Source organism: Pseudomonas sp. NPDC096950 (assembly GCF_044762525.1).
GTDB lineage: Bacteria > Pseudomonadota > Gammaproteobacteria > Pseudomonadales > Pseudomonadaceae > Aquipseudomonas.
On record NZ_JBIWEL010000020.1, the window covers coordinates 60,455 to 83,035 of the forward strand.

At 55.1% G+C, this 22,581-nt stretch carries 24 protein-coding genes and 1 pseudogene; 12 read left to right on the forward strand and 13 right to left on the reverse strand.

Annotated elements, in window-relative coordinates:
- Nucleotides 1–14: 14 nt before the first annotated feature.
- The 6 genes from ACIQY3_RS25350 to ACIQY3_RS25375 all read right to left on the reverse strand — a co-directional run bounded on the left by ACIQY3_RS25350 (nucleotide 15) and on the right by ACIQY3_RS25375 (nucleotide 5,948).
- Nucleotides 15–497, reverse strand: a complete 483-nt coding sequence (locus ACIQY3_RS25350) for a type VI secretion system tube protein Hcp (protein ID WP_403025159.1) — start codon at nucleotides 495–497, stop codon at nucleotides 15–17.
- Nucleotides 498–583: 86 nt separating this feature from the next.
- On the reverse strand, nucleotides 584–2,080 hold the full coding sequence (gene tssC / locus ACIQY3_RS25355; protein WP_403025162.1) for a type VI secretion system contractile sheath large subunit: 1,497 nt from the start codon (nucleotides 2,078–2,080) through the stop codon (nucleotides 584–586).
- A 102-nt stretch (nucleotides 2,081–2,182) separates the two neighbouring features.
- Nucleotides 2,183–2,701: a type VI secretion system contractile sheath small subunit gene (gene tssB / locus ACIQY3_RS25360; protein ID WP_403025165.1), complete on the reverse strand. Its 519-nt coding sequence runs from the start codon at nucleotides 2,699–2,701 to the stop codon at nucleotides 2,183–2,185.
- A 64-nt stretch (nucleotides 2,702–2,765) separates the two neighbouring features.
- Nucleotides 2,766–3,785: a type VI secretion system protein TssA gene (tssA, locus tag ACIQY3_RS25365; RefSeq protein ID WP_403025168.1), complete on the reverse strand. Its 1,020-nt coding sequence runs from the start codon at nucleotides 3,783–3,785 to the stop codon at nucleotides 2,766–2,768.
- 95 nt (nucleotides 3,786–3,880) lie between these two features.
- On the reverse strand, nucleotides 3,881–4,981 hold the full coding sequence (locus tag ACIQY3_RS25370) for a catalase family peroxidase (protein ID WP_403025171.1): 1,101 nt from the start codon (nucleotides 4,979–4,981) through the stop codon (nucleotides 3,881–3,883).
- A gap of 49 nt (nucleotides 4,982–5,030) precedes the next feature.
- Entirely contained in the window at nucleotides 5,031–5,948 is a 918-nt protein-coding gene (locus ACIQY3_RS25375; RefSeq protein ID WP_403025350.1) for an anti-sigma factor family protein, read from the reverse strand.
- A gap of 365 nt (nucleotides 5,949–6,313) precedes the next feature.
- Between ACIQY3_RS25375 and ACIQY3_RS25380 the strand changes: the two genes are divergently transcribed.
- The 4 genes from ACIQY3_RS25380 (at nucleotide 6,314) to ACIQY3_RS25395 (ending at nucleotide 9,155) form a co-directional block, all read left to right on the forward strand.
- Complete coding sequence (locus tag ACIQY3_RS25380) at nucleotides 6,314–6,868, forward strand: RNA polymerase sigma factor (RefSeq protein ID WP_403025174.1); 555 nt, start codon at nucleotides 6,314–6,316, stop codon at nucleotides 6,866–6,868.
- A 328-nt stretch (nucleotides 6,869–7,196) separates the two neighbouring features.
- Nucleotides 7,197–7,718, forward strand: coding sequence for a superoxide dismutase [Cu-Zn] SodC (sodC, locus tag ACIQY3_RS25385; protein WP_403025177.1), 522 nt, complete (start codon nucleotides 7,197–7,199; stop codon nucleotides 7,716–7,718).
- A 30-nt stretch (nucleotides 7,719–7,748) separates the two neighbouring features.
- Nucleotides 7,749–8,501, forward strand: a complete 753-nt coding sequence (locus ACIQY3_RS25390) for a hypothetical protein (protein WP_403025180.1) — start codon at nucleotides 7,749–7,751, stop codon at nucleotides 8,499–8,501.
- 48 nt (nucleotides 8,502–8,549) lie between these two features.
- On the forward strand, nucleotides 8,550–9,155 hold the full coding sequence (locus ACIQY3_RS25395; RefSeq protein ID WP_403025183.1) for a hypothetical protein: 606 nt from the start codon (nucleotides 8,550–8,552) through the stop codon (nucleotides 9,153–9,155).
- Between the two features lie 413 nt (nucleotides 9,156–9,568).
- Here ACIQY3_RS25395 and ACIQY3_RS25400 read toward each other — a convergent pair whose 3' ends face one another.
- The 3 genes and pseudogenes from ACIQY3_RS25400 to poxB form a co-directional block, all read right to left on the reverse strand.
- Nucleotides 9,569–10,303, reverse strand: coding sequence for an NAD(P)-dependent oxidoreductase (locus tag ACIQY3_RS25400; RefSeq protein ID WP_403025354.1), 735 nt, complete (start codon nucleotides 10,301–10,303; stop codon nucleotides 9,569–9,571).
- 12 nt (nucleotides 10,304–10,315) lie between these two features.
- Nucleotides 10,316–10,522 (reverse strand): hypothetical protein, encoded by a 207-nt coding sequence (locus ACIQY3_RS25405; protein WP_403025186.1) that lies wholly within the window; start codon nucleotides 10,520–10,522, stop codon nucleotides 10,316–10,318.
- A gap of 253 nt (nucleotides 10,523–10,775) precedes the next feature.
- Nucleotides 10,776–12,438: pseudogene (poxB, locus tag ACIQY3_RS25410) on the reverse strand (ubiquinone-dependent pyruvate dehydrogenase).
- A gap of 532 nt (nucleotides 12,439–12,970) precedes the next feature.
- Here poxB and ACIQY3_RS25415 point away from each other — a divergent pair.
- From ACIQY3_RS25415 to ACIQY3_RS25440, 6 genes are all read left to right on the forward strand, one after another.
- On the forward strand, nucleotides 12,971–13,387 hold the full coding sequence (locus ACIQY3_RS25415) for an Ohr family peroxiredoxin (RefSeq protein ID WP_403025359.1): 417 nt from the start codon (nucleotides 12,971–12,973) through the stop codon (nucleotides 13,385–13,387).
- A 161-nt stretch (nucleotides 13,388–13,548) separates the two neighbouring features.
- On the forward strand, nucleotides 13,549–14,982 hold the full coding sequence (locus tag ACIQY3_RS25420; RefSeq protein WP_403025189.1) for a catalase: 1,434 nt from the start codon (nucleotides 13,549–13,551) through the stop codon (nucleotides 14,980–14,982).
- 341 nt (nucleotides 14,983–15,323) lie between these two features.
- On the forward strand, nucleotides 15,324–16,064 hold the full coding sequence (locus tag ACIQY3_RS25425; RefSeq protein ID WP_403025194.1) for a response regulator: 741 nt from the start codon (nucleotides 15,324–15,326) through the stop codon (nucleotides 16,062–16,064).
- Nucleotides 16,061–17,392, forward strand: a complete 1,332-nt coding sequence (locus tag ACIQY3_RS25430; RefSeq protein ID WP_403025197.1) for a sensor histidine kinase — start codon at nucleotides 16,061–16,063, stop codon at nucleotides 17,390–17,392. The genes ACIQY3_RS25425 and ACIQY3_RS25430 overlap by 4 nt, the downstream gene beginning before the upstream one ends.
- A gap of 201 nt (nucleotides 17,393–17,593) precedes the next feature.
- Entirely contained in the window at nucleotides 17,594–18,109 is a 516-nt protein-coding gene (locus ACIQY3_RS25435) for an MFS transporter (RefSeq protein ID WP_403025200.1), read from the forward strand.
- A gap of 27 nt (nucleotides 18,110–18,136) precedes the next feature.
- The gene (locus ACIQY3_RS25440; protein WP_403025203.1) at nucleotides 18,137–18,397 is read left to right on the forward strand and encodes a hypothetical protein; all 261 of its coding nucleotides are present in this window, start codon (nucleotides 18,137–18,139) and stop codon (nucleotides 18,395–18,397) included.
- Between the two features lie 100 nt (nucleotides 18,398–18,497).
- On the opposite strand, the gene ACIQY3_RS25445 is transcribed toward ACIQY3_RS25440, so the two are convergent.
- The 4 genes from ACIQY3_RS25445 to ACIQY3_RS25460 all read right to left on the reverse strand — a co-directional run bounded on the left by ACIQY3_RS25445 (nucleotide 18,498) and on the right by ACIQY3_RS25460 (nucleotide 20,717).
- Nucleotides 18,498–18,761: a DUF2790 domain-containing protein gene (locus tag ACIQY3_RS25445; protein WP_403025206.1), complete on the reverse strand. Its 264-nt coding sequence runs from the start codon at nucleotides 18,759–18,761 to the stop codon at nucleotides 18,498–18,500.
- Nucleotides 18,762–19,097: 336 nt separating this feature from the next.
- Nucleotides 19,098–19,514: an organic hydroperoxide resistance protein gene (locus ACIQY3_RS25450; RefSeq protein WP_403025209.1), complete on the reverse strand. Its 417-nt coding sequence runs from the start codon at nucleotides 19,512–19,514 to the stop codon at nucleotides 19,098–19,100.
- A 342-nt stretch (nucleotides 19,515–19,856) separates the two neighbouring features.
- Entirely contained in the window at nucleotides 19,857–20,405 is a 549-nt protein-coding gene (locus ACIQY3_RS25455) for a hypothetical protein (RefSeq protein ID WP_403025212.1), read from the reverse strand.
- Nucleotides 20,406–20,453: 48 nt separating this feature from the next.
- Nucleotides 20,454–20,717 carry a DUF2790 domain-containing protein gene (locus ACIQY3_RS25460; protein WP_403025215.1) on the reverse strand — a complete coding sequence of 88 codons (264 nt, stop codon included), beginning with the start codon at nucleotides 20,715–20,717 and terminating at the stop codon, nucleotides 20,454–20,456.
- A gap of 265 nt (nucleotides 20,718–20,982) precedes the next feature.
- Between ACIQY3_RS25460 and ACIQY3_RS25465 the strand changes: the two genes are divergently transcribed.
- On the forward strand, nucleotides 20,983–21,549 hold the full coding sequence (locus tag ACIQY3_RS25465; RefSeq protein WP_403025218.1) for a TetR/AcrR family transcriptional regulator: 567 nt from the start codon (nucleotides 20,983–20,985) through the stop codon (nucleotides 21,547–21,549).
- Between the two features lie 51 nt (nucleotides 21,550–21,600).
- Nucleotides 21,601–22,578, forward strand: coding sequence for a quinone oxidoreductase family protein (locus tag ACIQY3_RS25470; protein ID WP_403025221.1), 978 nt, complete (start codon nucleotides 21,601–21,603; stop codon nucleotides 22,576–22,578).
- The last annotated feature ends 3 nt before the right edge of the window (nucleotides 22,579–22,581 follow it).

Sequence of the window (22,581 nt, forward strand, 5' to 3'; positions counted from 1 at the left end):
GCGCAAGACGCGCGTCAGATTTTCGCGTTGGCTTCCAGGTCCCATTTCTTCGGAGTGCCAGTTTTGACGGTGTCACCGGTGAAGGAGTCGTACTGGTAGCTGATCTTGGTGAAGTTGATGGTGAAGGTTTCGCTCGGGCGCTCGCCGCTGCTGCTGGCGGAGTAGGAACTGACGATTGCTTCTTCCAGTTCGAGCTTGAGGAACACCTGTTCTTTCTTCTCGGCGCCACCGGTCTGGATGAAGTGGATTTCCGCGATACCCAGGCTCTTGCCGCACACCGCTTCCATGAACAGGTCCGAGGACGCCAGGTCAGTGGACTTGGTCAAAGTGATTTCCGAGAACGACGGGTTGCTGGTGTCGCGGTCGGCACCGCCACCACTGGTGGAAATGGCCCGGCCTACGCCCATCTGGATCGCGTCGACGGTGATCCAGTCGGTGTGCGCCGATACCGTCGAAGTGCCTTTGATTTGTTTGCCTTTGAAATTGAGCAGGATCATGTTCAGTACCTTTTAGACGTGAGTGTTTTGGGATGTAACGGTTTGAAATCACAGGCAGGATCGACCGTGAGGGACGCTCCGTTGCCTCAGTTTTTGGTGGACGGCAACTTGGAAACCAGGCGCAACGAAACCGTCAAGCCTTCGAGCTGGTAATGCGGCCGCAGGTAGAACCGAGAGTTGTAGTAACCGGGGTTGCCCTCGACTTCCTCGACCACCACTTCGGCGCCTGCCAACGGCTTGCGCGCCTTGTCCGATTCGGTGGCAGTTGCAGGGTTGTGTTCGACGTAGCGACCGATCCAGTTGTTGAGCCAGATCTGCATGTCGGAGCGTTCCTTGAACGAGCCGATCTTGTCGCGCACGATGCACTTGAGGTAATGCGCGAAGCGGCATGTGGCGAACAGGTACGGCAGGCGCGCGGCCAGGTTGGCGTTGGCGGTGGCGTCCGGATCGTCGTATTCGGCTGGCTTGTGCATCGACTGCGCGCCGATGAACGCGGCGAGATTGCTGTTCTTCTTGTGCACCAGTGGCATGAAACCGTTCTTCGCCAATTCCGCTTCCCGGCGGTCGCTGATGGCAATTTCGGTCGGGCACGTCATGTCGACGCCGCCGTCATCGGTAGGGAACGTGTGTACCGGTAAATCTTCCACTGCCCCGCCGGACTCGATGCCACGGATCTGCGAGCACCAGCCATACCGCTTGAAGGAGCGGTTGATGTTCACTGCCATCGCGTAAGCGGCGTTGGCCCAGGTGAAATCCTTGCTGCCGGGTGAATCGGTGGTTTCTTCGAAATCGAAATCTTCCACCGGGTTGGTCTTGGCGCCGTACGGCGCGCGGGACAGGAAACGCGGCATCGCCAGGCCCACGTAGCGAGAGTCCTCGGATGCGCGAAATGCTCGCCAGGCCGCGTGCTCCGGGGTTTGGAAAATTTTGGTCAGGTCCCGTGGGTTGGCCAGTTCCTGCCAGGATTCCATCAGCATCACACTCGGATCCGCCGCCGCGATCAACGGGCAGTGCGCCGCTGCGCTGACCTTGGCCATTTGCGTCAGCAAATCGACATCCGGCGCGCTGTTGCTGAAGTAGTAATCCGCCACGAACGCGCCGTACGGCTCACCGCCGAACTGGCCGTATTCTTCTTCGTAAAGCTTCTTGAACAGCGGGCTCTGGTCCCAGGCCACTCCCTTGAATTTACGCAAGGTCTTGTGCACTTCGGACTTGGAGATGTTCATCACACGAATCTTCAGGGTCTCGTCGGATTCGGTATTGCTGACCAGGTAATGCAGACCACGCCAGGCACTCTCCACCGACTGGAATTGCTCGTGGTGGAGAATGTGGTTGATCTGCTGGGTCAATTTGCGATCGAGTTCGGCGATCAGGCCTTCGATGGTCCCCAGCACATCGCCGGACACCAGATGGGTGTCTTGCAACGCCTGTTCGGCCAGGGTGCGCACCGCATGTTCCACGGCGTCCTTGGCTTTGTCGGTCTTGGGCTTGAACTCTTTTTGCAGCAGGCTGGCAAAGTCGGCGACCGCGAGATCGGGGGTCGCAACCGTTTGCGTCAACGCTTGAGATTCGCTGGTAGACATGGCTACTCCTTGAATTCGGGCAAAGCTTCCACCTGCCGGGGCCAAACAGGCCCAGCCGGGGGAGGGTTTATTAGGGTGTTGCCGGGCGTTCTAGCGGGTGTGTTATTCCGGCTCGGTTTCCGGCGCCGGGGCCGGGGCCGGGGCCGAGTTCAGTGCCTGCATCAAGGCCGGTTCGCTCAATAGCCGGGCGAGCAGTTCTTCAGCGCCGGTCTTCCCGTCCATGTAGGTGAGCAGATTCGACAGCTGGCTGCGGGCAGTGAGCAGCGCACTGAGCGAAGGCACCTTGCGGGCGATGGCCGCCGGGCTGAAGTCGTCGAGGTTTTCGAAGGTGATGTCCACCGGCAAGTTGCCCTGTCCGGTCAGCGTGTTGGGTACTTGCAGCTCGACCCGTGGCTTCATCGACTTGAGGCATTCGTCGAAGTTATCGACGTCGACTTCCAGGAACTTGCGCTCGGCCACCGGCGGCAGCGGCTCGGACGGCTTGCCCGAGAGGTCAGAGAACACGCCCATCACGAAGGGCAACGACACGCTCTTTTCAGCGCCGTAGCTTTCCACGTCGTATTCGATCTGGACGCGGGGGGCACGGTTGCGTGCTATGAATTTTTGACTGCTTTCTGCCATGGGAACCTCCGTTGAGTGTTTAACGCAAAGGCGCAGGGAAACGCGCGTGGGTCGATCGGTCACGTCAGCTTTCGTCGCGCAGGCCACTGACCAGTTTCAATTGCGCCAGACCTTCCGGCGCCAGGTCCTGCAACAGTTCGATGAAACTCTTGTCCACCAGATTGCGCGCACGCTGCAACAACAGCGGCACGGGGCTGGCGGGCTCATGGGTGGCGAAATAGGTGCACATCTTGTCAATCATCAGTCGCACATCTTCGCGGCTGTTGATGTCGCCACGGGGAGCTGGTGCGATGGGGGCGCCCGCTACCGGGGCGATACCAGGCTCTACGCCCTCCTCGACTGCGGGTTGTTCCGGCAAATAACGTTTGACCCTGTCAACGGCGCGTTTCAACAAGGTCGGCAAGGCGCTGAGATCGATGGCCTGGGCAACGCCGACTTTTTCGGTCAGCAACTGTTCGATACGGCGACTGCGAGCCAAGGCGTCATCCAGCGCCACAGCGGTTTCGGCCAGGACCTCTGGGCCGACGTCCTGAAAGGCTCCTTCAATGGCCGCCAGTGTCGGCACATCGGTGTCGGCCGGGCTGGCCAGGTCGCCGCTAGCGAGGTCGATATCGCGCACACTGAAGTTACCCAGCGCAGCGCTTCTAATCAGCGGCGACATGCGCAGGTCATGCAGAAGGCCTTGGTCATCACAGAGTCCGGCAAGGACGTTGACCCGCAATTGAGGATCGTGGTCGTCATCGGCCTCGAGTTGCGGATGGACCTGTTGCCAGTGCTGTTCGAGCAGGGTTTCGACCAGCGACAGTCCCGCGGCCAGGCCGCTGATGCCGCTGAGATTGAGTTCGGCGCGAGTCAGGTAGAGCGCAATGCGCAGGTCGCGAGTGCGTTGTGCCAACGACAAGGCCAAAGCCTTGACCGTGATCCAGTTCGGCGGCGTCGCGCAGGTCAGGGTGCTGCCGTATTCGACTTCTGGCTTGCCCAACGCCTGCTGTTCAAGCGCGAGGAATTCAGGATCGTATTCGACACTGATGCCGCACGGTGCACCGTCGTTCAAAGGTTTCGCCAGCCCTGCAAAATCGTCCATCGAAATACCCCTGCGTCGTCTGTTTCTGCTTGGGGTATAACAACCAATCGTCAGGCTTTATTCCGTTGGCACGGAAAAAACTTTCAGAAAACGCTTCAGAGGGGTTCGTAGGCTTGGAAATGCGCCGCAGCGGACGGCTTGGAATGATCGCTCTGGGGCGATCGGGATTCACGCAGGCGACGATTGCGTGATTCGGCGTACGCTGCGGCCCGGGCCAACAGCAGCGGGTCGTCTGAGGGTTCGATGCCTGCCGGCAGCACCAACGGATTGAAATCGATGTCGCGGCAGGGACCGTCCACCTGGGATTGGTGGGTGTCGATCACCAGCACGCCGGCATCAATGCGCCGGCGCTCGGCGGGCCACAGTCGGGTGGCGTCGGCGCTAGGGTCGCCGGGCTCGGCCAGGGTGATGATCAGGTGCCAGCGCACCGGTGCCTGTTCCAGGCGTGAGGCCAGGGAATACGACAACTTGTCCGGGTCACTGCTGCTGGCTGAGCCGTCAAACTGCGGCGCATAGGGCGTTTCCGGCTCCATGCTCCAGCGCACGGTGTTCGTCTGCCCCTGCTCATCGACGAAGCGGAACGCGTTGACGCTGTAATAGGTGCCGTTGTCGTAGCCGGAGGACGGCGGGTGTTTATCCAGCCATTCACGAAACGCTTGGGTTTCCGGGTGTTGGTCGCGGAAGGCCTGGACGCGCATCGGGTCAGTGCGGCCAGTGTTTTTGTCCGGTACCGATGCACTCAATTGCTCGAACAGCGCCTCAGGGGTGTTCACCGGAAACACCGGAATCGAATTCATGGAGGTTTTCCAGGCTCGACCGTCACTGCTCATTTGCAACGCCAGGCTACGCAGGTTACCGCGCGCATCATTGATTGCCGGGTCGCCGCCGATGATCGACAGACGACCGATCACCGGGTAGGTGCCTGGTTTGAAAAAGGAGGCTTTGGAATAGGTGGCCGCGTTACCGTTACTTTCAAACTGGCCGCTGACGCACATGCCTTTGGCATGATTGCGGCGAAAGCCCGGATGCGGGCCAGAAACAGCTTCGAACTCGTCGACCATCTGCCTGGCGCTTGGGGAGGTAGGGAGCAGCCCCGTCGGCCAATCGGGATCCACGACGGCGGCGCCACAGCAGACCAGTACAATGACAGATGCCACTACAGTGGCAGCAATACGCATGATTTTATTGTCAGTCATCGAAACGTCCAGGAGTCCGGCATCATGGGCGATGCCGCCTCCTGCGGTCTTACTCGCGCGTATCAGCTATCCATAGCGGAGCAGGCCGGGCAGCGAACAGTTGGCCTGCGCTGCGGTCCGCTACCAAGCGAGCGATGGCGTTGAGATCAACCCCTTCCGGCTCGCCTATCAGGGCGTAGCCGAGTTCAGACTGTCGCCAGACAACAACGTTCATTTCTGCAACACGCATCTGAGCAGGTGACTGATCGGGCTTGGGCTCTTTCATCATGCAGAGCGCAATCGGCGCGCCATTGGCCGGCAAATAAACCAATTGCACCAGCGCTTTTTTATTGAAGCGCAGGCGCTGTACACCTTTGAACGTCAAGCCAGCGGAACTGAGATCGGGAATACGCAGAGCCAAGCCATCGACTTGACGAATGTCGCTGACCGTTTTGGCCACGACGCTGGCGTCAGGCGTAACCAGATTGACGGTATCGCGGGTATACAACTGCTGGTACGACGCGGCTTGTTGGACCCACGGCGACACCTGGTTTTGCGCCATGACCGGTGCCTGCACCAGACTGTCGGTACGCGCGGCATTACCGAGGAAACCGGCCTGCAGCACCAGGCCATAACAGGTGGCCCCAGTGGCGAACGCAACAGCCAGCCAACCGAGGCGCGGCTGACCGAATAGCCGATTGAACAGGCCGGTGACTGACTGCGAGGTTTGTCGGGAGGGCTGCGCGACAGGGTGTGGTGGAAGCGGTTGCTTCGACAGCGCTTCAATCTTTTGCACCAGGCTCTCAGGCACCGCCGGAATGGCCTGACGGGCAAAAGCTTCGGGGTACGGCAGCGATGAAGCCATCAAGCGAAGCACGCTCTCGGCGACTACTGGAGAATCCTCCATGAGTTGCTCGATTTCCTGGCACTGCTTCGGCGACAACTCACCGTCAACATAAGCCAGAAGCAAGGCGTCATCCACTACCATGATGGTCACTTATCATCTCCATTATTCATTACGCGTATCTTTTTCAGCCTCGTGAGTCGAACATCCGTTCACTCATAACGCAGCTAGCCACTATATTGGCATCAGTTTGCGCAGCCCAACAGCAGTAAACGCTGTAAAGGCTCTCAAATCAAACGTTGTCTAAAGCGCAGTATAAATGTTTTGTGTACCGGCGTATGTGGATAGGTTTTTGTCTTTGAGGATGGCACAATCCCGCCACTGTATCGATTAAGTAACAAACCGGTACCCCCAGTGCCAATGGAAAAACATGGCCCTGTACGGCCCGTTGACGAGTATTCACGCTCACCCACTCCATCTCAGGCACCACGATATAAAAAAGAGGAAATATGTCGATCACCGGTGCAGATTTACCGGCACTCCTCCCAGAGCTATTGCCGCGATTATGGACGTTCGCTCTGCGAATTACCGGCGACAAACATGACGCCGAAGATCTGGTTCAGCTCGCCTGCGTCCGGGCCCTGGAGCGTGCCCATCAGCTCCAGCCAGACAGTTCGGTGCTGAGCTGGATGTTTTCGATCGTCCACTCGACCTGGATCAACGAAATGCGCTCGCGCAATATACGCGGCCGCTCGCGCTCCAGCTGGGACGAAAACATCCTGGACACGGTCAGCGACCCCGAAGCCTCAACGCCCGAATCCGATATGATGCACCACCAGATCCTCACCGCCGTTAACAGCCTTCCCGAAGCCCAACGCGAAGTGATGCTGCTGGTTGGCGTCGAACAGTTCAGCTACAAGGAAGCGGCAGAAATTCTCGATGTGCCAATGGGCACAGTGATGAGTCGCTTGTCCCGCGCGCGACAAGCGATCGGCGCTCTGTTCAACCCGGTCGACAAGAAACCCCTGCCCCGCCCTCGCCATGAATCAGATACCTCTCGCTAAGCATCGTGCCGTCGCCGGTTACATCGACATCGATGCTGCCTCCCTTCTCACTCAGGCCACCTAACACTATCGACCGGCCTTTACCTGATCGACAATCGCTCGATCTACAAACGAACGGCCCTAGTTAGAAAACACCTGAAAGTGGGTTTCTATTCCATAGCAATTTCCCATAGAAACTCACAAAATTTTTGTGTTGCCGCACCGATCTTACTTTCCTACTCTGCCCAACCATCAGGCATGGCCAACGTCCTGTACATCGGACGCTTACCCAAGCGTGCAGCAGGTTTACACCAAAAAAATGTGCAACAACTCTCAAGGAAAGCATCCCATGAAACGCTCACTGTGCTTTGGTATGTATGGCGCCCTCGCACTCGGTACCGCTCACGCGTCCTCCCTCGAAGTCTCTATGAATCTGGTGAGCGCCGACGGTGCGCCGCAAGCGATCGGTTCTATCAAGATCGATGAAACGGCCTATGGCCTGATCTTTACGCCTAAGCTGCAATCGCTGCCGGCCGGCGTCCACGGGTTTCATGTGCACGAAAACGGCAGTTGCGAGCCCGGTGTGAAGGATGACGTGAAAGTCGCCGCGCTCGCCGCCGGAGGCCACTTCGATCCACAGAAAACCGGCAAGCACCTGGGGCCTTACGCCGATGGTCATCTGGGCGATCTGCCGGCGGTCTACGTGACCCACGACGGCGTCGCCAACTACCCCGCGCTCGCGCCGCGCTTTAAGACCCTTTCGCAGATCAGGGGCCATGCACTGATGATCCATGCCGGTGGCGACAACCATTCCGACATGCCAAAACCACTAGGTGGCGGCGGTGAGCGCATGGCGTGCGGAGTCATCTGACCCCCTCCCCGAACCGATACGTCACTTAATTTGAATGGCGCTTCATCCGCCATTACAAACATCGTCAGTTCCAAGAATGCGGTATTACCGACGAAGGCGCTCCTTGCGCCCGGTATCGCGCCGGCGAATTTTTCCTTCCAGTGTGCAGGAATAAAATCAGTTCCTCAAATGTTCTATTGCAGCGACAGGATTCTTAAGTGCGCAAAAATCGACACGGCACAACTACCGTTGCAAACCAAATTGGAGGATTTGAACTTGAAAAAAGGCGCAAAGATTGCCAGGAAAGCCGTAGATGTCTGGATAAATCAACGGGGGAGTTCATACGATTCCTTCAGTTCAAAAATGTGTTGGGACGCCGTAATCGAATGCGCGAACGTGGCGGGTGCAATCAATCCTGCTGAACAAGCCAGAATGAAAAGGAGCATCGCCGGCACCCGATTCGATCACTTCGTCCCGTTCCATGCGCCCATCGTCAATCAACTAAATAATCTTCTTGAAGTGCCTCCTGGAAGCATTTTGGGGTTTTTCCGCATTCATGACAGCGATTTGCAATTGATCCACGCCATGATCTTTGTGGGCAATCATCATGGCTCCGCTTATATGGCAGCCGGCAACAAAAATGACTGCATAGGGATCGGCCACTCTGTCGGCTGGGAAGTATTGGACCTGCAGCTCTTGAACTGGGGAGGGCCCTTTTCATTTGAGTTCAACGGCCGCCCCATTCAGATACGTTACCGAGACATGGATGGGATAAACCTCAAGAGCCCCATCTATGGCGGTTAACGAACGGTCACTGTTATCACACCTAACCTGGCATACTCGGAGTAAGGCATGAGCAACTCTTTGATTACTGCGATCGTGTATATCTGGTACCCCGACGATGGAAACATTGGGCACGCGGCCATGTACATAGGCAACCCGGTGTTTGGCAGATTCGCCGAGCAAGCCTACGACAGCTTTCGCAATGATGGTGATCGCGCTAGAAACAAGGAGTTCATTGAGTTATATAACGTTAATTACATTAGTTGGTGGCCGGATGGTGGAGGCACACCGATTAACAAACTGAAGCAGGGTCGAAAGTTTTTTTTGGAAGAAGATGTCAAGGCTGAAGGCGCAAAGCCGCATGTGGTTTACATCCTGCACGGACTCAACTTGCAGGCGATGCGCTCGGCATGGCTGAAAATCCGCAGTAAGCCGGATGCGCATTATCAGATGTTGCGCAAGAGTTGCGCGACCGTGGTGCTTCGTGTCCTGAAGGCTGGAGGGGCGCTCGAAAAGCTTTCATTGGCCAAGCGAGCCTGGTTCTCAAATAACCTCTATGTCTCGCCCAAGAACATTGCCCAAATTTGCACTGAACTGAGGGACGTTGGGCTTGCAAAGAAAGTGAAGGATAAAAACTGTCCTGAAAAAGGCTCATTCAGCTTCGGGCTTCGGTAGGCAATCTCAATCCAGTTCCCACTCAATCTAGTAGTGTGGTGTCTATGCTCAACGTCGCATTAGAAGTCCCTACCACATTCACTTACCTCGCTATAACTGAGCGGATTGGGAGGGGCCGACGGTGTAGGGCCAGGCACCGGGCACCGAGCAACGCGCGCCGCCTGCAGCATGCGTCACAGCGTCAGGTCGGCAGCGCCGGGATGCTCTCGACTTTCTAGCCGTGGCCTAATTTCCGCGGACACCTCGATTTTGGGAATACATCTGTTGAGCAGTTCTTCAAAACCGGCGAACGTAAACCTCGCCATAGCTTCAAAATGAGACTTGAAGATGATCGAAGACCGAGGACCAATCGCCCCTAAGGGCTTGATGATTCTCATCAGGTATAGGCTCTGCTAGCTGTATCATTCGGTAGTTCAAGGGTTCGCCAACCCTAGCAGGGGCAAACCCGCGCGCAGGCGATTGATATTGGCCGCAACGCCTGCTGCGATATCTTTGAGCGAGTCGAGTGTGATGCCAGCAATATGGGGTGTTGCGACTACGTTATTCATTTGCAAAAGCGGATGCTGAGTATCTATGGGTTCCCGCCAATAAACATCTATCCCTGCCCCCCCCAAGTGCCCCGAATGAAGTGCTTCGATTAACGCAGCTTCCTCAACGAGACCTCCACGCGCCACGTTGATAAGCAATGCTCCAGAGGGGAGATAGGAAATTTCATCGGCACCAATGCTATTGCGGGTTTCGGGAGTAAGGCGGGCGCAGATGACCAATATGTCAGCCTGTTTTAGACAGGCCGCTTTTTCGTCGAGCGAGTAACATTCATCCAAGCCAAATTCTGCCATCTTTGTAGCACTGAACTGTCGCGTCAGGCCGATCAAGTTGACATCAAAAGATTTGAGGCGCCGAGCCAGCGGCAATGCAATTGCTCCTAAGCCGTAAAGGCAAACTGTACGTCCTGCCAACATCTCCCCTGATGGCGCCCCTAATACACCGTTGCGCACATTAAGTTGAGCTTGTGTCAGATTTCGAAGCAACGCCAATATCAAAAGCACCGCATGTTCCGCAACGGAGTCTGCGTTGCCTCCATTGGCCGGGACGTTAGCCACTGGAATCCCTAACTCATCTGCAGCAAGAACGTCAACGCCTTCCAGACCGACCCCCCATTACTGCACAAGGCGGCAGCGGCTTGTCTCAAGCAGGCGAGAATCGACACCGTGCATTTTTGGAATCAATACATCTATGTTGTCGGGAAGCGTCTTTAGATCCTCTCCTGACCACACAATCACTTCATCACCGGCATCGGCTGGCAACGCTTGCCGAAGTGCCTCTGCAGTATCGGGAAAAGTCTCGCCACAGAACACAATACGCATATTATCTCTCTGAACCAGTAAGTATGGTTGATAAGTCAGTAGCTATTAGAGGTCTGTATTCCAGCGTCTACGCTATCGACTGTCTATTGTTCTTTGTGATGATAAGGTGGTGCTGTATGTGGTGTGCCACGCAGACGGATAATGATTTTCGAACTTGAATTTATTTCAATCGGCGCGAAGGAACCGGGCACGGTACCCGCAAGATCGACGTCTGTAGAGCCAGCGTATTCGCGACCGGCTCAAATCCTGATGATTATCGAAACAGGTTCACTTTGGCTAGATTGATGAGCTGTTTGGCCGGCCATCAAGGACAGCTTTCAGCATGAAAAGCCCGAAACCTTGCGCTTCGGCAAATGTGGTTTTTGGCGGCATGATCAGTTCTTGTCTTTCGCTGACAACGTCCACCACCACGGGGCCCGGATGACGAAACGCTTCCTCCAATGCACCGGCCAAATCCGAACTTTTTTCAACCCGGATGCCCTTGAAACCGATTGCTTGTGCCATTGCGGCATAGTTCGGGTTCTCCAGTTCACAACCGACGTCCAAGAAACCGTGGGCTTTCATCTCCATTTCCACAAACTCCAACGTGCCGTTGTTAAGCACGATGATTTTCACCGGCAGTTTCATCTGCCTCAATGTCAGGACATCGCCCATCATCATTGCAAAGCCACCATCGCCAGACATGGAGACGACTTGACGACCAATGAACGCGCACTGCGCACCGATAGCCTGCAGCATTGCATTGGCCATAGAGCAGTGGTTGAACGAACCGATGAGGCGGCGTTTGTCGTTCATTTTCAAATAGCGTGCAGCCAAAGCAGTTGGAGTGCCGACATCACAGGTAAAAATGGCATCTTCAGACGCTAGTTCACTGACCAGGCGGGTCACGTACTGCGGGTGAATCATCGTGCCGTCTGAGCCTTCTTCCGCCAGCGCGTCCAGGTCTGCGCGAGTTTCCCTGTAGTGCTTCAGAGCAGCATCAAGATGACCGCGGTCATTGTGCTCCACTAGCAGAGGAAGCAGTACCTCGAGTGTTGGTTTCACCTGGCCAACCAAACCCATGTCTAAGCTGCAGCGGTTACCAAGTGCTTCAGCGCGAATATCAACCTGGAAAATGCGCGCGTCTCTTGGGTAAAACTGCCGGTAAGGAAAGTCAGCGCCCAGCATCAGTAAAGTAACGCAATCCTTCATAGCGGCGTAGCCTGATGAGAACCCGATTAACCCAGTCATTCCGACATCATAGGGTTGTCGTATTCAATGAATTCCTTGCCACGAAGCGCGTGTAAAACAGGAGCTTTCAGCTTTTGAGCCAAGCTCAAGATGTCCTCCTGCGCGCCCGCGCAACGCGCCCCGCAAAGCAGGGTGATTTTTTTGCCTTTATTCAGCATGAAAGCGAGCCGCTCAAGCTCTTCCTGGTGGGGATGGATGACAGGCTCGCTGGGCACAAGCCAACGCGGGACCGGCAACAGGATAGGCTGCAAAGCGACGTCCCCCGGTAGCACCACTACTGCTACCCCTTTTTTTGAGAACGCCGCACGCATCGCGCGCTCCAACACCTGAGGGAGCTGATCAGGTCGGGAAACCAATTCAACGTAATGGCTGCATCCCTTGAACAGTACTTCCGGGGGCGTCGCCTGGAAGTATTCGATCCCGGCTGCAATCGCCAATACAGTTACACGGCTTCGGTGAGCATCGAAAAGCCCGTTGATGAGGTGAAGGCTACCGGGGCCGCAGCTACCCGCACAAACCGTCAGTTCGCCGGCAAGGTGTGCTTCTGCGCCGGCAGCAAACGCAGCTGCTTCTTCGTTGCGCATATGAACCCAGTCGATGGATTCATCCCGGCGCAGTGCATCCGTAAATCCGTTGAGCGAATCGCCTACGACACCATAGATGCGCTTCACTCCTGCGCCTCGCAAGGCTTCAACGACAAAGTCCTACACTGCTCTGGCTATCTTATAAACTCCTCCAAGTAAAGTTTTTGACTACAGGAACAACCGCAGTTGAAGCCATTGCCGCGCCAAGTTCTGGACAGCCGTTAAGTACCGCATTCGCCATATAGCATCGAATTGCAAGGCTATGTGATTTAGAAGGACGTATTACAGGCCATTTTGATTGGCGACGGCATCGCAGGTGGAATTTAGACCATCGTTGGAATTGTCTTAGGCGAAAGCCACGCACCGTTCTCTTACACATAAGTATCGGTCCGAGTCATCAAATTTGATTACTGATTGACATTCACCAGTTGGACGCTCCCCCTCAGGCTTCGCTTTTTTCAAGTTACGGAATAACAAGATCCTGTGTTGATCACCCCCATCCGGCACTTGGCCAATACCATCGTGTAATCGTCCCGATTTGAATGCTCTGTTCTGATTACTCCTGACTATGATCCAGACCTAAGTGACAGGGACACTGGAAAATGCCAACCCGTTCGTCGATCAGGAGACAGAGATGGTGGCCGGAAGAGCGCTGTATACCGTCAGGGTTCACACCAAAGGGTTTCGCGACGGTGGTTACTCTCGCAGTGATGACGGCTGCTTGAACATCAGGCACTCGCTACCGGGTTTCGATAGCAGCGGGACGAACTCGGAACAGCTTTTTGCAGCTAGTTGGTCTGCCTGTTTCGACGCGGCGCTGGGCCTGGCGGCACTGAAGCAGAAGGTGTCACTACCGGTTGACGTCTCTATCGATGCCGAGGTCGATCTTTGTCTCAGTGGAGAGGCGTACTTTCTATGCGCTCGGTTGACCGTCAGCTTGCCGGGACTGGATCGCGAGGTAGCGCACAAACTGATCTACACCGCCCACCAGACATGCCCTTACTCCAAAGCCGTCCGCGGCAATGTCGAGGTTCAGCTCAGTCTCCTCTGAGCTCAGTGCTAATCATTTTCCCCCTTCAGATACACGCCAAAGAACGTCAGAAGCGCGGAATTTCGGGCCATGGCGGCCGTTATGTCGGGTGCCGCGCGTTTTCCCTGACCAGCACATCTTATGCAGGCTTTTTCAACAACCATAAAAGCAAGGGTCCGATAATGAAAAAATTGACGACAGCAGCCGGCGCGCCGGTGGGCGATAACAACAACTCTCAAACGGCTGGTCCTAGAGGACCCGTGTTATTGCAGGACGTTTGGCTGCTAGAGAAGTTGGCGCACTTTGACCGTGAAGTTATTCCTGAACGCCGGATGCACGCAAAGGGCTCAGGCGCATTCGGCACTTTCACGGTTACTCACGACATCACCCGCTACACAAAAGCAGACTTATTTTCGAGCATTGGTAAGACCACGGATGTATTCGTCCGATTTTCTACCGTGGCTGGCGAACGTGGAGCCGCCGACGCCGAGCGTGACATTCGCGGGTTTGCCATCAAATTTTATACCGGCCAAGGCAACTGGGATCTGGTGGGCAACAACACACCTGTGTTTTTTCTGCGGGATCCGTTGAAGTTTCCAGACCTCAATCACGCAGTCAAACGTGATCCACGTACAAATATGCGTAGTGCCAGAAACAACTGGGATTTCTGGACACTACTGCCCGAGGCGTTGCATCAGGTCACGATCGTTATGAGCGACCGCGGACTACCGCACTCCTATCGACACATGCACGGATTCGGCAGCCATACGTTCAGTTTCATTAGTCCGGCGAACGAACGTTTTTGGGTGAAGTTCACCTGGAAAACCCAACAAGGCATCAAAAACCTGACTGATCAGCAAGCCTGTGAACTGGTCGGCGATGATCGCGAAAGCGCGCAACGGGATTTGTACACCAGCATTGAGGAAGGTCGCTTTCCCCAATGGAAACTCTACGTTCAAATAATGCCAGAAGCGGAAGCTGGGTCTTATCCGATCAATCCTTTCGATTTGACCAAGGTCTGGCCGCATAAAGATCATCCCCTGATCGAAGTCGGTGTCCTTGAGCTCAACCGCAACCCGGACAACTACTTTGTCGACGTCGAACAAGCCGCCTTCAACCCTGCCAACGTCGTGCCTGGCATCAGCTTCTCACCAGACAAAATGCTTCAGGCTCGATTGTTTTCCTATGGCGATGCGCAACGCTATCGCGTGGGCGTAAATCATCATCAGATTCCGGTAAATGCCCCTCGATGCCCAGTCAACAACTATCACCGGGACGGGCAAATGCGTACCGACGCAAATGCCGGAAGCGCCATCGGATATGAGCCCAACAGCCATGAACAATGGGTGGAGCAACCCGACTTCCGTGAGCCGCCTCTATCACTGCAGGGCAGTGCCTGGCACTGGAACCACAGGGAAGACGAAGATTATTTCACGCAACCTGGCGCCCTATTTCGGCTGATGGACACGGCTCAGAGACAGGCGCTGTTCGATAACACTGCGCGATCGATCCACGGAGCTAGTACACAGGCGAAGCAGCGCCACATCAATCACTGCACACAAGCTGATCCGGAATACGGATCAGGCGTCGCCCAGGCAATTGAACAACTAACTTGATCGAGACGCTATCAGCAAGAGCAAAAAGGTTACTCGCGCCATTTGCTCTTGCCCCTCCCGCCAACCCAACATTGAAAATGATTTCAAAGCGATTCAAAAACAGTCCTCCCAAAGGCTCAGCCATCAGAAGCCGTTCCAGGTCACGCGAGGCGGCATGAAGGTCAGAACCTCGTGGCGTAGGATGGCCCCGCTGATTCAAACGCGTTCCAGTTCTTTCAGGTGACCGCGTTACTGGGCTTCAGCACTTACACCTTCATGTAATAGACGGCCGCGCCCCCAATCGCTAAAAACGTCGCTCGTTAGGGGACATGGCGAAATGCTGAGGATCTATGGTGAGTCAGATGGAACACGTTGATCACATTCTGATAGTCGACGACGATCGCGAGATTCGAGAGCTCGTAGGTAATTACCTAAAAAAGAACGGTTTGCGAACCACAGTCGTGGCGGACGGCCGACAGATGCGCTCCTTTCTTGAGTCTTCCACCGTGGACCTCATCGTGATGGATATCATGATGCCGGGGGACGATGGACTGCTCTTATGTCGAGAGCTTCGTTCAGGCAAACATAAAAGCACACCGGTCCTGATGCTGACCGCACGCAACGAAGAAACCGACCGCATCATCGGCCTGGAAATGGGAGCTGATGATTACCTGGTTAAACCCTTCGCAGCCCGTGAGCTGCTTGCACGTATCAATGCCGTACTGCGCCGCACGCGCATGCTGCCACCCAATTTGATTGTCAGCGAGGCTAGTCGTCTGCTTGCGTTTGGTAAGTGGCGGTTAGATACCACGGCGCGTCATTTGCTCGATGGCGAGGGGACTATCGTCACCTTAAGCGGCGCGGAATACCGTTTGCTGAGGGTATTTGTCGATCACCCCCAACGCGTCCTTAGCCGCGATCAATTGCTCAATCTGACCCAGGGGCGCGACGCAGATCTCTTCGATCGCTCCATCGATTTGTTGGTAAGCCGTCTGCGTCAACGCTTGCTGGACGACGCCCGCGACCCAGCCTACGTCAAGACCGTGCGCAGCGAAGGGTATGTTTTCACCTATCCGGTGGAAATTCTGGGAGAGCAGTCATGACGCCGCTGCGTTGGCCAAGAACGTTGGCCTCGCGACTGTCGTTGATCTTTCTCGTTAGCCTTGTAGCAGCTCATGGACTGTCTTTTGGGCTGCAGTTTTATGAGCGATACCAAAGCGCGATGACACTGATGCTGGGAAATCTGGAGCAAGACTTGACGACCACTGTGGCAATGCTTGAGCGCCTGCCCGCTGCTGAACGTCAAGACTGGCTACCGCGCTTTGAGCATCCCAACTATCGCTATCAACTGGACGAGGGCCAACCTGGTACGCCGATGAACATGGCCTCCGCCCCGGCGTCTGTTCGCTCCATGGAAGCGACACTGGGGCAAGATCACGACCTTAGCTTTACTGATATTTCTGACCTGCGTCCGCATTATCAAGCGCACCTACGCCTGAGCGACGGAAGCCCGCTGACGATTGATGTTCGGCCTAAAATATCCCCGCTATCGCCATGGCTACCGTTGCTGTTAATCGTGCAACTGTTGCTACTATTCGGCTGTACCTGGTTTGCGGTACGAACTGCAATACGCCCCCTGACTCGTCTATCAAAGGCAGTCGATACTCTTGATCCGAACGGGGGAGGAACTCGTCTTGATGAGGCAGGCCCTATAGAAGTAGCCTACGCAGCGGTTGCCTTTAATACCTTGCAGGAACGCATCGCGACTCATATAAAAGAGCGAATGCAACTACTGGCTGCCATTTCTCACGATTTGCAGACTCCCATCACGCGCATGAAGCTGCGCGCCGAGTTTATGGAAGACTCCGTAGAGAAGGACAAGCTCTGTAAGGACCTGAGCGAGATGCAGCATCTGGTCCAGGAAGGGGTTGCATACGCGCGCAGCATGGATGGTTCAACTGAAACCAGCCGCCGGCTCGATCTGCATTCGTTCCTCGACAGCCTGGTATTCGACTATCTGGATACTGGAAAAAGTGTGGTTCTGAACTCGGAAATCGGCACCGTTATCGATACACGTCCACATGCACTGCGGCGAGTGCTGGTGAATCTTGTGGACAATGCTCTGAAATTTGGCACAGAGGTCCAAATCAACGTAGAGCCCCAAACGGACAAGAGCTTGTTGATCCAGATCCTGGATCGTGGTCCAGGAATTCCCGAGGACCAATTGCCAGAAGTGATTAAACCGTTCTATCGCGTGGAAAGCTCGCGCAACCGTGACACGGGTGGTACAGGGCTGGGTTTGGCAATTTCGCAACAACTAACGCTAAAACTTCAAGGTTCTTTAATACTGTACAACCGAGAAGGTGGCGGGCTTTGCGCTCAGCTGACCCTACCCTACAGCTTGTCTGACTCTTCGAGGATATCCACATAGCCCGTTTAGGCGAGAGAAACCACATGCGCGTAATTGCAGCGCTGGTTTTGCTTGGCGCAGCCTGCTTGGTGCGGGCAATATCTCCGGATGCCGTTTTTCTATTGCTCAGTACATTTCTGGTCAGTATCGGTATCGCAATTGCTGGTGCTCTCATCGGCGGTTGGATAAAAAGCTCACTTTCCACATTGGTCAGCATTCTTCATGGGTATCTATGCTGCGGGCCTTAGCGTAGGAACAACTATTTTTGCGTTATTCACTGCGCCCATTACTGAGTTCGCTCAAAGCTGGCGGGTGGGTGCCGGGATCTGGAGCTTACTGTGCGTCACAGCTGTAATAAGCTGGTTGTGGATGGCCCGACGGTTCGCAGCTTCCGCACCGACGGTCAACACCGTTGATAACCGGTCGGCCGTAACCGGGATGCCGTGGAGCAATCCGCAAGCGTGGCTCGTAGCGTTGTATTTCGGCTCGAGTCAATTCGTGGTCTATGCCCTCTTCGCCTGGTTAGCACCCGCATCTACCGAAACCGCTCTAACGACCCTGCCCGCCGGAGTGTTGCTTGGGCTGTTTACAGCGGTGTTTGCAATCGCAAGTGTCGGTGCTGGCCTGATCCCTGGAAGGGCCCATGACCGTCGTGGTCTATTGGGCGTCACCACCGTCCTTGCACTCATTGGTACGGCGGGCATGGCGTTTGCTCCAGCAACTTCGCCGATTCTTTAGGTATTACTTGTGGCAACCGGTCTAGGCATGTCCTTCACAGTTGGGATGACGTTGCCACTGGACAACTCCAAAACGCCTGCAGAAGCCGGGGCTTGGACCGTCTTCATGCTTTTCATAGGCTACCTGATTGCAGCGTTGGGCCCCGTCTGCTTCGGCGCGCTGCGTGACTATACCGGAAGCTACGACCTGGCTTATGACATGCTGTTTGCGGTACTTCTTTTTATGCTGTGCCTGACGCCAATTCTGAAGCCGGCGTCCGAAACAGGATTACGGGTGCCGGCGACCTGACATCGCAACGGTTTAATGCCGACGCGTACAGACGAGCCTGAAAAAGGAGACTGGATGTGTCAAAGGTCTCCTGAAGGCAACATCTACGGGGGGATGTACATCATTTGTCCTGGTCACACCCTCGACCAGCGGTAAGATAATCCAGCTCCTTAGACTTGCCAGCCGAGTCTAAATAAGCCAGTCGCGCGTTAACGACACCGCAACCTGATGAAGGTGATTCGCTGTCTGAAGTGACTTTAGCAATGTCCAGGTGATCGCCGTACATGTAGGCGTGCGGAGTTACATTCTCCTGCGCATTTGCTGCGACGGCGCCGAGGCTAACGATGGCAAACAGTGAAGCGATGCTGAGGTTCTTCCAGTTCATGACGACATCTCCAGTTATTGAATGAGTGATCCAGCAAGACAGCTTGTGCTGCTGCGATGGGTCCCATTTAACGCCGTTAAGGTATCCCGTATGTGTCACTAACTACCGCAAATTAAACAGTTCGTATCGGGAAAGCCTCAGATACATGAAATTACGATTTCAGCTCATCCAAACAGGACTATTTAACCGAAGGTAACGCCGGCCTAGTGTTGCGCGAAATGTAGTAAAACCATGCGGATTGTTGACCACCTCTTGACTTAAATGCAGACAAAACACAACTACCTGAAAATGCCTCAGGTAGTCATGCGCATACTTGGGATTTCGTCAGGGCTGCGCTCAGACGAGATTGAGGACAACGTCTATATTTCCGCGAACAGCTTTCGAGTAGGGACATGTCTGATGCGCGGTATCGATCAGGCGCAGGGCTATGTCACGCTCTACACCCGGCAAGCTAATGTTAAGCCGAGCACGCAGGAAATAGGCATCACCTTCCAGGCAAAGATCGACTTCGGCATCAATAGCGACGTCGGCCGGAAGCTCGACGTTAAACTTACGCGCCGCGAGCCCCAGCGCTCCGTCAAAGCATGCTGACCAGCCAGCCGCGAAGAGTTGTTCGGGGTTGGTACCGTTGCCTTTGATACCCGGTAGCGAATGGCTGATATTCAACTTTCCGTCGTCGCTTCGTGAAGTGCCCCCATCGCGAGCACCTGTGGTGTGCACTTTAGCGGTATAGAGGATTGTCTTGGATGTCATATTGAAGCTCCTTATTTTATGGGAAGACGCATGCCAGATGCGTTGGTGAATCAGAGCAGACCCTTGGTAACCTCTCGATTGCACGAAGGTATCGTTCCCCCCCCGAGTCTGCTTGTTGGGTCCGTAATCGCTCGCGGCAACTCTGTAATTTCACTGTCCCGCTAGGTCGGCCGGATTACGATACGTGGGAGCTACGGCGGTAACGGAAAATGCAGGGCTGTCGGCGTGGTTCGTCCGGCAGCGAGGGCGGATAGTTGATCGGATGTCATTTGTTTGAGATGGGCCCTTGTAGGCGTTGGCAAGCAACTCCTACAAGGGATGTTGGTATTTAAGGGACATCATTCAAACCGTCTGGTTATCCACCATCTGACCTTGCGGCGTGCGGCTAGAACCATCGGCAGCTACCAACTGCCCTTGCGGCGTACGGCTCGAACCATCAGCCGCTACCAACTGGCCCTGCGGCGTACGACTCGAACCGTCGGCAGCCACCAACTGCCCCTGCGGCGTACGGCTCGAACCGTCGGCAGCTACCAACTGCCCTTGCGGCGTACGGCTCGAACCGTCGGCAGCTACCAACTGCCCTTGCGGCGTACGGCTCGAACCGTCGGCAGCTACCAACTGACCTTGCGGCGTACGGCTCGAACCGTCGACAGCTACCAACTGACCTTGCGGCGTACGGCTCGAGCCGTCGACAGCTACCAACTGACCTTGCGGCGTACGGCTCGAGCCGTCCTGTACCAGGAAGTCACCACCGCCCTGCGCGTTCACAGGTGTCAACTGGAAGCAGGTGCTGCTGCCGCAGGAGCTTTGTTCAACAGCGGCGTTAGCATGAGCGGCGGCACCAGCCAGGGCGAAAGCAGCGGCGGTCAAAAAGCGAGTCACGTTGTTCATGATTTTTCTCCTGTTTCAAAGGGGATTAGCAATCGGTAAGTGGAGGGCTCAGTTGTCACCAATGCAGCCGTCAGCGAACTTGCGGTAGTCCCGGACCTGGGGTTTGCTCTGGGAATCCAGGTAGATCATCTGGGCATTCACAATCCCGCAGGTGGGTGTGGCGTCCTGTGTCAGCGACACCACTTTCTTGATGTCCAGGTGGGCGCCGTAGGTGTAGGTCTCAGGCGAGACGCCTGCTTCGGCGCGGGCTGACAACGTGCAGATGTTCAGGGCGGCAAACAGGCAAGCGGCGTAGATTGCTTTGGTGTTCATGGTGATCTCCTCAAGGCTTCAATGGCTAGGTCGTTCAATTGAGCCGAGGCGGTTGGGTTTGCCTCGATGGAACCTATTAGAAGCCTGAGAGGTATCTGGTCTGTGTCGAAAACAGGGGTGTTCAAATCGATCCGTATCAGAGCCGCCTGGAAATACACATCGATACAAACCTCAAGGGATTTGTGGCGCTCTACCAGTTCGCAACGGCTGCCACGCCCTAAAAATTATTATTGACTGATCATTCCAATATATTTATGGTTTCGCCATGGCCAGATATAAAGAATTCGATATAGAAGTAGCGCTTGACGCGGCAGTCGAGGTTTTCCGCGAGCATGGCTTTGCGGGGTCATCCACGCAGATGCTGACGACTACGATGAAAATCGGTAAACAGAGTCTTTACGACACGTTCGACGGCAAATGGCAGCTGTACTGCTCTGCACTAAAAAAATACGGAGCCTCAGAAACGGGGGCTCATATCGCGTTGTTGCGAGGGAGTTCTAGGGCTATAGAAGGCCTGGAAAAAATGCTTGAACGAGTAGTCGCGCAAGCCAATCACCCTTGCCTTGGCATCAGTTCGGTTGTTGAGTTCGGCAGTATCGAAGAAGATCTGAATCAAATACGCGAGCCATCTGGTCGAGCTTTACGCACCGAATTAGTGAAAAGTATCCGCGAGGCGAAGAATGGTGGTGATCTTTCAAATGATCTTGATCCGGATTATGCAGCTGGTTTCCTGCTGGCAAACGTGGCGGCGATTCGAATCGCTGCACGGGGTGGGGCGAGCCAGGCCGAACTGATCGCACTTTCTCACCTCACGCTTAAGGCTCTGAAATGAGCTTTTTTTTACCCAATTCTGGAATGATCGTTCAACAAAACAGGTGCATATATGAAAGCTATTGTCATGGTCCAACCGGGTGGCTCTGAAGTTATTGAATATGTCAGTTTTCCGACCCCTACTCCCGATGCTGGACAGGTACTCGTAGAGGTCCGTGCAGCCGGGGTCAACTTCATGGACATTGGCGCCAGACAAGGAAGTGTCTGGCGGGATGTGCCAAACCCCAAGCGCCTTGGAGTCGAAGGAGCCGGCCGGGTTTTATCTGTCGGAGAAGGAGTAACAGGGATTTCACCCGGTCAGCGCGTCGCATGGGTCTACGTGCCTGGTAGTTATTCTGAAAAAATCGTTTGCCCGGCTTCTTCACTTGTGACCATCCCAGAAGGAATAGATGATCGAACCGCCGCTTCGGTGATGATGCAGGGTCTGACAGCCAGCCACTTCACGTCAGATTTCTATTCGGTCCAACCAGGTGACATTGCTTTGGTGCATGCAGCATCGGGTGGCCTCGGTTTGCTGCTGACTCAAATGATCAAGCTTAAAGGTGGGCATGTCATTGGACGGGTCTCTTCACCCGACAAAATTGCAAATGCAAAACAATCGGGTGCCGACCATGTGATCGTCGACACGGAGGGCAATTTTGCCGAGGAAGTTATCCGACTTTCGGGCGGTCAAGGTGTACATGTGGTTTATGACGGCTCTGGTCCGAAGACATTCCAAGGGTCTCTCGATTCGCTCCGGATATCAGGGACTTTCTGTTGGTTCGGTCCCGTTCTTGGTGCACCGGGCCCGATAGAACTTATGAGCCTTCCCAAGAGCATAAAGATCGGTTACGCCACCTTTATGGATCACGTACGTACGCCAGAGTTATTGCGCAACCATTCCGCCAAACTTTTCGACATGATCCTGGCCGGAAAACTCGATATCAGGATCGGCGCACAGTACCCATTAGCGGACGCAGCCAAGGCACATTTGGATATGGAAAGCAGGAGCACCACCGGAAAGCTATTGTTAATCCCATCACAGTCCTAGCGC

Bases quoted from the DNA above. Each gene is read 5' to 3' on its own strand.
- ACIQY3_RS25465 (WP_403025218.1), top strand. From the start codon at position 20,983: ATGGCCAGATATAAAGAATTCGATATAGAAGTAGCGCTTGACGCGGCA.
- ACIQY3_RS25450 (WP_403025209.1), bottom strand. From the start codon at position 19,514: ATGACATCCAAGACAATCCTCTATACCGCTAAAGTGCACACCACAGGT.
- tssC (WP_403025162.1), bottom strand. From the start codon at position 2,080: ATGTCTACCAGCGAATCTCAAGCGTTGACGCAAACGGTTGCGACCCCC.
- ACIQY3_RS25370 (WP_403025171.1), bottom strand. From the start codon at position 4,981: ATGACTGACAATAAAATCATGCGTATTGCTGCCACTGTAGTGGCATCT.
- ACIQY3_RS25435 (WP_403025200.1), top strand. From the start codon at position 17,594: ATGGGTATCTATGCTGCGGGCCTTAGCGTAGGAACAACTATTTTTGCG.
- ACIQY3_RS25440 (WP_403025203.1), top strand. From the start codon at position 18,137: ATGTCCTTCACAGTTGGGATGACGTTGCCACTGGACAACTCCAAAACG.
- ACIQY3_RS25405 (WP_403025186.1), bottom strand. From the start codon at position 10,522: ATGCGTATTGTGTTCTGTGGCGAGACTTTTCCCGATACTGCAGAGGCA.
- tssB (WP_403025165.1), bottom strand. From the start codon at position 2,701: ATGGCAGAAAGCAGTCAAAAATTCATAGCACGCAACCGTGCCCCCCGC.
- ACIQY3_RS25395 (WP_403025183.1), top strand. From the start codon at position 8,550: ATGAGCAACTCTTTGATTACTGCGATCGTGTATATCTGGTACCCCGAC.
- ACIQY3_RS25460 (WP_403025215.1), bottom strand. From the start codon at position 20,717: ATGAACACCAAAGCAATCTACGCCGCTTGCCTGTTTGCCGCCCTGAAC.
- sodC (WP_403025177.1), top strand. From the start codon at position 7,197: ATGAAACGCTCACTGTGCTTTGGTATGTATGGCGCCCTCGCACTCGGT.
- ACIQY3_RS25430 (WP_403025197.1), top strand. From the start codon at position 16,061: ATGACGCCGCTGCGTTGGCCAAGAACGTTGGCCTCGCGACTGTCGTTG.
- ACIQY3_RS25415 (WP_403025359.1), top strand. From the start codon at position 12,971: ATGGTGGCCGGAAGAGCGCTGTATACCGTCAGGGTTCACACCAAAGGG.
- ACIQY3_RS25470 (WP_403025221.1), top strand. From the start codon at position 21,601: ATGAAAGCTATTGTCATGGTCCAACCGGGTGGCTCTGAAGTTATTGAA.
- ACIQY3_RS25380 (WP_403025174.1), top strand. From the start codon at position 6,314: ATGTCGATCACCGGTGCAGATTTACCGGCACTCCTCCCAGAGCTATTG.
- ACIQY3_RS25420 (WP_403025189.1), top strand. From the start codon at position 13,549: ATGAAAAAATTGACGACAGCAGCCGGCGCGCCGGTGGGCGATAACAAC.
- ACIQY3_RS25445 (WP_403025206.1), bottom strand. From the start codon at position 18,761: ATGAACTGGAAGAACCTCAGCATCGCTTCACTGTTTGCCATCGTTAGC.
- ACIQY3_RS25350 (WP_403025159.1), bottom strand. From the start codon at position 497: ATGATCCTGCTCAATTTCAAAGGCAAACAAATCAAAGGCACTTCGACG.
- ACIQY3_RS25425 (WP_403025194.1), top strand. From the start codon at position 15,324: ATGGAACACGTTGATCACATTCTGATAGTCGACGACGATCGCGAGATT.
- tssA (WP_403025168.1), bottom strand. From the start codon at position 3,785: ATGGACGATTTTGCAGGGCTGGCGAAACCTTTGAACGACGGTGCACCG.
- ACIQY3_RS25375 (WP_403025350.1), bottom strand. From the start codon at position 5,948: ATGGTAGTGGATGACGCCTTGCTTCTGGCTTATGTTGACGGTGAGTTG.
- ACIQY3_RS25455 (WP_403025212.1), bottom strand. From the start codon at position 20,405: ATGAACAACGTGACTCGCTTTTTGACCGCCGCTGCTTTCGCCCTGGCT.